This is a genomic window from Flavobacterium luminosum (genome assembly GCF_023635005.1).
GTDB lineage: Bacteria > Bacteroidota > Bacteroidia > Flavobacteriales > Flavobacteriaceae > Flavobacterium > Flavobacterium luminosum.
This window is the reverse complement of sequence record NZ_JAMLJM010000016.1, coordinates 1-7,757: the sequence shown is the minus strand read 5'-3', so window position 1 is coordinate 7,757 and position 7,757 is coordinate 1. Positions and strand designations below refer to the sequence as shown.

Here is a 7,757-nt window from a genome sequence, read left to right as displayed (position 1 = left end):
TGATATTATACTAATAGTTAGATAAATTCCATAGAATGCAAATAAGTATAAAAGAAGCATTAAAAAAAGATTTGTCTTTTTAGATATTTTCATGTAATCAAAATTTTGCTTTAAAATTACCGCTAACGTCCCGCCGGCTTGGCTTGCCGTTGCGTAAATTTAGCTAAAAGTTTGCAAGTACAAAACTAAATTGGAAAAAACGGAGTTTTTTCCAAATATTCCCAAAACCAGCAATGGCGCCAAACCGCTGTTAGCAGCTGGCCTTGTTGTGCTATTTTATTTTTTTTAATACAGAGTCCTTTTTTAGCTTTTAACTCTTCTACATTCATTCTTTTGTTTGATTTGCTAATTCACAGAATAGTTTTAAGTTTTTTGTTGCCTTGATTTGTGTGCCTTTATTGAGCGCATCTTTCGAAGTTAATTTGTCATAGGTTTGCTGCTAACGAATATTTGTATATTAAAGTAGCATACTTTTATGCTCAAAACTTCGTATTAATAACTTAACAAAGATCAGAAACAGAAGTTTAGTTTTTATCTCTAAACCGCTATTTCTTATACACAATGTTGTGCATAGTTATATTTTTAGATATTTTGTCTTGTAAACTTCAGGAGTAAAATTATCTCTTAAAATTAAAATTTCTGCACTTATTGTTTCAATTGTTAAAGGATATTCTGATGCACAAGGATGAAAAGTAATTTGATTGTTATTGATTGAAAAATTACCTTTATTGCAATTCACATTATTGTCTAAAGTAAGATAAGTCCAATCACTTTTTAACCAAAGGTCATAAACTTGACCAGAATCATGAGGTTTCCAAGAAGCTGAACTACCATCAGAAGAATAAATTTCTACAATTTTCCATTTTCCAATAAGTTCCGGAGGAACATTATTTTCAGGGTTATCGTTTTTTGTACATCCTGACATAAATATTGTCAATAAAAAGTAAATAAGTGTTTTCATAATATTTTGATTTTTTATTCAACGATTATTTTGTGGTTTATTATTTCTTCTTCTACATAGAGCTTAAAAATATAGACACCTTTTTTAAGTCCTAAAGTTACAAATGAATTGCTATCGAAAGTTTTTGCTTCTAAACCATAAATATCGTAAAGTTTTACATTTTTTATCTCTTTATCTTTGACTTTTTCAATATTATTTGGACTTACTTTTGCACAAGGGTCTATAATTTTAAAAACAGAATACTCATCTTGACTCGTTTTTAAAATTCTAAAATTTTCACAGAGAACAGGCGGAGGAGGTTGTATGGTCCTATAAACATAAGTCGTATCACAGGAGTTTGCCACTTTAATCAATGCTTCAATTGTCCAATTTGTATTGTTCCCATGAGCAAGGTTTTCAAAACTATTTATTGCTGGACCCATTACAGGATTACCTGTTGACGAAATGGTTTCCCATTTAATATTGGTGATGTTTTGTTTATGAATATCCGAATTTAAACCGGTTAGCTCTAAAAAAACATAATTTACATCTGGTTGTAAAGTAACATTAATCTTCGGTTTGCCTACCCAAATATCCTTTTGTAAGGTCACACCATTTACTATTGCCGTTACAGTAGCCTCATCGTTAATAGAAGTGTTAATGGGCTTAACAGTAATACTATTCGAAGTAGTGTTTAAAATTTGAAGATTAGATGATGTCAAGAAAGTTGCATTCCCACATGGGACAGCATAAACAGTAGTTTCATCACTGCAGATTGTAGATTTACCGAGTAAAGTTGTTTCTGTACAATTACAACTTATTACAGATTGTAATATAGGGTCGTTAAGGATGGCATCATACATTCTAATGGCTTGTTGATTAGTAAAATGTCTTAAACAGTTAGGACTTGTATAAGACATTATATTCTCCGTATCTGGATTGTATCCATCGTTTTTGGTGTAATTGCAATTTGAGTCAACCCAATATGGATTAATATCAGAGGGGTTTCTTAACCCAGAATCGGGAGGCGTATCACAAATTAAATCTCCTGCATAACTGCAATTTTCATCGGTTTCAACTCCAAATCTAGTCTCGTGGGTATGATATAAGTTTAAACAATGCCCTATCTCATGTGAGGAAACATTTGTTATTGATACTTCTTTTCTTATAATTAAATTTGTACTAGGAATACTTTCTGCCCAACCATTGAAAAATGCATTGTCAACAATATAAAAATTGATAGCATTAGGTACATTATTTAGTTGAATAAGATTATATTGTTGTGATGGCCATTGAATATTATTAAGATCAGAATTATTTATATAGTCATATCCTAATTTATTAAAATGTATATTGTGTTGATTATAGTTTGAATTTAAGTTTTCTATAATATCATTAATCTCATAACTATTAATTCCACCAGAGCCATCATCATTTCTAACAATATGAAAATAAACATTTAAACATAGAATTTCTTCACCCGACCCTGAAGCATGATACATCCTTGATAAAGAAGTATAATTTTTTACTTGGTTATTGGATTCTGTAGTACAAAATTCTTGAGAAATTAAAGTTTGGGAAAACATTAAAGCAAGAGTTAGAATAAGTAATTTCGTTTTCATTTTTTTAACAGTTGTTGTATTAGATATCTTAATCGGCGAAAGGCTTGCTGCTAACGTTCTGCCGGCTTTGTCGCCGTTGCGTAAATTTAGCAAAAAAGTTAGCAAGTACAAAACCAAATTGGAAAAAACGGAGTTTTTTCCAAAGGAAGCCCAAGCTTAGCAATGGCACAAAACCGCTGTTAGCCGACGTTTTTTTTATTTAATTTCTTTTTTCTCTTTTTCAATAAACTTGTTTTTCTTTTTAAGTAATAAAGAGAATAACCAACAGAAAAAAAGCCAGCTATTAATCCAATATATATTAAAGCACTTTCTTTTTTCTCATATTCTTTTTTGTCAAGTATAATAATTCCATTTCTTTCAACTTGAATTAAATCAATATTTACATTTTCTGAATCATTATTATTATCTTTATAGTAAACGGTTAATTTGTCATCTATATTTATTTTAGAAATCAAATCATCATATTCTTTAGACATTCTATACACACCAACTTTTTCATTCAAGTCTTTTAATTTTATATAAAATACTTTAGATTTTCTTCCTTTACTACCGTATCTATAATCTATTCCTCTGTTCTCAACTGGACTTATTATTTTGTCAACATTATTAAGGTTGATATTTTGTTTTTCAAAACCAATTTTAGCAAGAAAAAAATAAAGAAAGGAAAAAGAAAATAAAAATATGAAAGTTAAAATTTCTTTTGTCTTTTGGTTGGGTTTAAACATTAATATTTCGGGTTTTTAAAATGACGGCTAACGTCCCGCCAGCTTTATGACGTTGCGGTAAATTTAGCCTAAAAGTTTGCAAGTACAAAACTTCCCAGAGAAAATTCGGAGAATTTTCCAAACACAAGCCAAGCTCCGCAATGTCATAAAACTGCTGTTATGCGATGGCATTATTTAATTTTCGGATAAGACTTATAATTATGTTAATTATATATAAAGGTTGAGCTATTAAATTTAGGATAAAAATTAAAACAAGTGTATTATTCATCAAATCGATTGGCATAAATAATAATTCTTGTTCAGTATAAAACGTTTTTAGAAATAAGAAAACAACCCAATAAGCAAGAAAACTTCCTATTGTTATTATAAAATGAATCAATGATAAAGCAGAAATAAGTTTTCCATTAATTTTTTTAATAATCCAATAACCTAATCCCAAAAAGAAGTATATAAAAGATAATACTGTTGCGGCATGAAATGTATGAATGACAAAATATGTATCATGGACATTTATATCAAAAACTGCATTTGAATCATTTATATCTTTTAAACCAATTAGTATAATTATTAATGACGTTACCCAAAAATATAAATATATTTTGTTTACTTGAATCAATTTTCTCATTGTTTTCACTTAGTTTTGGCCGCTTTCGCATAACGTCCCGCCGGCTTGGCTTGCTGTTGAGGCATTTGCACACGGAACTTCACAAATATAAACAAATTTTGGTTCAACGAGTAACTTTCCAAATATTCGCAAAACCCGCAATGGCGCCAAACCGCTGTTAACTGCTGCTGATTTTTTTTATTTGCGTTCAGTTCGGATTTTTTCGCAAAGTGATTCGTTTCTGTTTTTCAACGTAAAGTTTTTCAAATTTCTGTTTTTCGGAATTTTTTTCTGCGTTTAATTCTCAAAATTTAGCGCAACGAAATTCCACAAAGTTGTTTTCTGTTTTTTTTTCAACGTCCAGTTCGGAACCTTTTCAGTATTTGTCAAACTGAGTTTTGTCAACCATTTTTACTTTCAACAGTTGCTGGATTTTTGTCCAATTTTCAAGTTTCTACAAAATGAAAATACGATTTTAATTTCTTCGGAAATTTTCAAAAAATAGGCGAGAAGTAGTGGACAGAAATTCAGTAACAATTCAACGTCAGATTGGGTTTTTCAGCGTTCAATTCGGCAGTTGCAGTTAACGTCCTGCCGGCTTGGCTTGCTGTTGCGGCATTTGCTCACGGAACATCACAAATATAAACAAATTTTGGTTTAACGATAAACTTTCCAAATATTCGCAAAACCCGCAATGGCGCCAAACCGCTGTTGTGCGATCGGTTTATTTTAGTTTTCTTTTCTTTGGGTTTTGACGATTTGAGAAAAATGAAAGAATTTCAACTTGATCATTATAAAATCTATAATACAAAGAGTTGTGAGTTAGAATGATCGCTCTCCGAATATCATCCTTTAATTCAGATTTTTGGAATAAATCTGGATTTTGAGATATTAAACTTAGAGTTTCTTCAAGCTTAGTCGCAAGATTCATTAATTCTTTTTCTGTCCAGTTTTCTTCAAGATATTCTATAGTTGATTCTAATTCTTTAAGAGCAAAATCAGTCCAAAGAATTTTATAACCATTTTTCATAAAGTTTTCTGGCGTTTGTATGTGGATTTAATTTTCCTTCTTCGGCATCTTGTAAACCTTTTTCAATGGATTGTTTCTCATTTTCAGAAATTGAATTCCACCAATCTTTACTTTCGCGTTTTCTTAATTCCATAATCTTTTCGATAAGAGTTGAATCTTCTAATGTTGAAAGCCATTGGATTAATTCCAATTTTTTATTTTGTATGTGTAATTCAATATCCATAATCCAAAAGGTTTAATATTTCAAAAGTACAAATATATTTTGAATCTGTTTTATAAGTTTCGTTAAAACTGTCGCACAACGTTTTGTGGCTTTGCGAGGTTTGGGGAAAGCCATTCCCAATTTTTAATTTTTTAACGGCGATTGCAAGTACAAGACCAATTTTAAATTAATACTTTAGCCCAAATTTTGCAAAACCACTGTTGTATGCAGGTTTTTCTCTTCTCATTTGCTAATGTCGGTTGTTTTTTGTAATTCTGCAATCTAATTTTAAAATTTTTACTATGAAATACATTCAATTTAGAACAGAAGATAAAAAATTATGGACAGTTTACTTAAATCATATTACCTCTATTTATGAGGTAGAAGGTAAATTAGGTTGTTTTATTAGATTGACTTGCGGAGAAGAGTTGCATACTCAATTAAGCAAGTCGTTACTCTTTAAAAATGTCATAGTACAAGTTTTGAATGATTAATAGCCTCTTCAATTTTTCTTTCAACACTCGCTTTAATCAATCTAATGTTTTTATAACTAACTCCTTTTAGTACTTCTAATATGGAGTTGGTTTTTTCGTCTACTTCATCCCATAAGATTTGCATTTCTTTTTCAATCTCTTCAATTGTTTTTTCGTTTGTCATTTCACTTTTTTGTTTTAGTAGAAACGTCTTTTTGCAAACTTGCATACAACGTCCCGCCGGCTTGGCCTGCCGTTGCGTAAATTTAGCTAAAAGTTTGCAGGTACAAAATTAAATTGGAAAAAACGGAGTTTTTTCCAAGTATGCCCAAAACCAGCAATGGCGCCAAACCGCTGTTACCAGCAGTTTTTATTTTTTCAATAAACTTATCGCTAGTAATCCAATCAATATTATGTTTGTCCAAATTAAATATTTTTCTAATTCGATACTTTTGTCTGTTTTCAAAGTTAATTCTTTAGCAATTTTTGCTTTTTCGATTTCAACATTTTGGTTTGTTATTTTATATTCAAAATTACTTTCATTACTCAAAGATTCTTTAATATAAGTAATTTCGTTTTTCTCATTTTTTGCAACTAACCAAAATTTCCCGCCGTCATTGTCAATACAAAATTCTGAAGTTTCATTCGGTTTTAATTCTTTATCATAATGTGTATAATTTCCATTTCCGTCTCCGAAGTCTTCCCAGAATGTTATTCCATAAATTTTTAAGTTTTGTTTAGTTAAATTTTCTGTTTTTACGTCAATAGGAGTTGAAGCTCCAAAACAAGAATTACTCAGAAAATTTAAACCTAAAGTTATAATTCCAATTAAAATTCCAAAAATGGTTAATAACCTTAATCTGCTTTTTTTTCTAGCTGAATTAAAATAATTAATTATTAATATTATGAAAATCAATAGTGTAGAAAAAAATAGAATATTCATTTTCGGTTTTTTTGGTAAAATTGCTGGTAACGTCCCGCCGGCTTGGCCTGCCGTTGCGTAAATTTAGCTAAAAGTTTGCAGGTACAAAACTAAATTGGAAAAAACGGAGTTTTTTCCAAATATTCCTGAAACCAGCAATGGCGCCAAACCGCTGTTAGTGGCTGTACTATTTAACTTTTTGTTGACTAATTATAGCATTAATCGTGATAAATAGTTCGTCGGCTATACTTTTCATCCCTTTGTCACCAGGATGTAAACCAATTCCACTCGCTTTCCATTTTGTCTGATCACCCTGATAATTTCTTTCATATTTCGCATAATTCTCTTTGTCAATTAAGGTTAAATGTGATAGGTCTACAATAAAGCTATTCGTCTCTGAGGAAACAATTTGGACTAAATTATTTTTATGTAGTGATGGAAAAAATGATGTTGTGCAAATAGTGATATTTTTGTTTTCTTTTTTGAAAGAATTAATCAGTTCTATATATTTTTTTTGGAATAAAAGTAAATTGTCATCTTTTACATTTTCGCCTAATTGGAATATTACAATGTTAGGTTTAAAATTAACAAAATCATCAATTTTGCCATATAATTCAAGGTTAGGATTTCTTTCAAGATGAGAAAAATTTGCAACTCTCATCGTAATTTTTTTATTAGGTAATTTTTTAGATAGTTTATCTAAAAGTAAATGTGCATAATCTTTATTTATATTTGTGGCAGCCATTCCACTTTCGTGAGTCCATCCAATATTTTTAGCAATTGCATGATTAGCCAAACTATTTCCTATAATAAGTACTTTAAAAGACCGATTTCCTTTTCCTTCAACATAATCTTTAAATTTTAGTTGAAACGTATTGTTCATTGCAGATAGTTCTTCTTCCGTTACAGATTCCTTTTTTGCAGTAACTTCTGAATTATTATATTGAATCTTTCTCAACAATTTTTTAGGATAATTTTCTTTTACTAAAATGACCATGAGAAAAATCATGGTTATCAGATTGGTAGCTATTAAAACTTTATATCTAAAAATTGATTTAAACTTCGTAGTCATCTTATTTTCTTTAGATTTTATTTCGGCAGAAGTATTGCCACTAACGTTTTGCGGCTTTGCGAAGGAGCGGATTAGAAAGACTAAACTTTCAATTTTGAACTAACTTAAGCAAAACCATTTTTTCTATTTGCTAATTTACATTTTAAAAGCAAATAAAAAATGGTTTT

At 29.8% G+C, this 7,757-nt stretch carries 9 protein-coding genes; all 9 read right to left on the bottom strand.

Translation table 11 applies throughout. The annotated features are described in order from the left end of the window. Nucleotides 1–574: 574 nt before the first annotated feature. Entirely contained in the window at nt 575–961 is a 387-nt protein-coding gene (locus NAT50_RS12220; RefSeq protein ID WP_250593510.1) for a lipocalin family protein, read from the bottom strand. Nucleotides 962–975: 14 nt separating this feature from the next. Further along, complete coding sequence (locus tag NAT50_RS12215; RefSeq protein WP_250593509.1) at nt 976–2,562, bottom strand: zinc-dependent metalloprotease; 1,587 nt, start codon at nt 2,560–2,562, stop codon at nt 976–978. Nucleotides 2,563–2,741: 179 nt separating this feature from the next. After that, nucleotides 2,742–3,287 carry a hypothetical protein gene (locus tag NAT50_RS12210; RefSeq protein ID WP_250593508.1) on the bottom strand — a complete coding sequence of 182 codons (546 nt, stop codon included), beginning with the start codon at nt 3,285–3,287 and terminating at the stop codon, nt 2,742–2,744. A 157-nt stretch (nt 3,288–3,444) separates the two neighbouring features. After that, nucleotides 3,445–3,912, bottom strand: coding sequence for a cbb3-type cytochrome c oxidase subunit I (locus tag NAT50_RS12205; RefSeq protein ID WP_250593507.1), 468 nt, complete (start codon nt 3,910–3,912; stop codon nt 3,445–3,447). Nucleotides 3,913–4,615: 703 nt separating this feature from the next. Beyond that, nucleotides 4,616–4,921 carry a type II toxin-antitoxin system RelE/ParE family toxin gene (locus NAT50_RS12200; RefSeq protein WP_250593506.1) on the bottom strand — a complete coding sequence of 102 codons (306 nt, stop codon included), beginning with the start codon at nt 4,919–4,921 and terminating at the stop codon, nt 4,616–4,618. Continuing rightward, nucleotides 4,905–5,144, bottom strand: a complete 240-nt coding sequence (locus NAT50_RS12195) for a hypothetical protein (RefSeq protein ID WP_250593505.1) — start codon at nt 5,142–5,144, stop codon at nt 4,905–4,907. Before NAT50_RS12195 ends, NAT50_RS12200 begins: the two co-directional genes overlap by 17 nt. Before the next feature lie 447 nt (nt 5,145–5,591). After that, nucleotides 5,592–5,780, bottom strand: coding sequence for a hypothetical protein (locus NAT50_RS12190; protein WP_250593504.1), 189 nt, complete (start codon nt 5,778–5,780; stop codon nt 5,592–5,594). 186 nt (nt 5,781–5,966) lie between these two features. After that, nucleotides 5,967–6,539: a hypothetical protein gene (locus NAT50_RS12185; RefSeq protein ID WP_250593503.1), complete on the bottom strand. Its 573-nt coding sequence runs from the start codon at nt 6,537–6,539 to the stop codon at nt 5,967–5,969. Between the two features lie 166 nt (nt 6,540–6,705). Further along, on the bottom strand, nt 6,706–7,590 hold the full coding sequence (locus NAT50_RS12180; RefSeq protein ID WP_250593502.1) for an SGNH/GDSL hydrolase family protein: 885 nt from the start codon (nt 7,588–7,590) through the stop codon (nt 6,706–6,708). Between the last annotated feature and the right edge of the window lie 167 nt (nt 7,591–7,757).